Annotated in this window: 1 pseudogene; it reads right to left on the minus strand. The window is 69.2% G+C overall.

The features are described from left to right. Positions 1 to 61: 61 nt before the first annotated feature. Positions 62 to 253 (minus strand): annotated as a pseudogene (locus tag RM479_RS27555) (ATP-binding protein); the annotation flags it as partial.

The raw sequence follows: 253 nt of genomic DNA on the forward strand, positions 1-253 counted from the left end.
CTTTCCTGGGGAATCTACGGGACGACCGGGGGGAGCGTGCCGGGGGCGACCTCCCCGCCCGTCAGGCGACGGGCTCGCTGGCGCGGTTGTGCTCCAAGGCGTACCTGAGGAGGGTCTTGAGGACCTCTCCCCCGGAGAGCCGCTGGCGGGCGTCGAAGTCGATGATGGGGACCTCCGGGCTGACCTCCAAGGCCTCGCGTACCTGTTCGGCCGTGTAGTCCAGCTGCCCTTCGAACCGGTTCAGCGCCACGAT

This window comes from Nocardiopsis lambiniae (assembly GCF_031845465.1).
Classification (GTDB): Bacteria; Actinomycetota; Actinomycetes; order Streptosporangiales; family Streptosporangiaceae; genus Nocardiopsis; species Nocardiopsis lambiniae.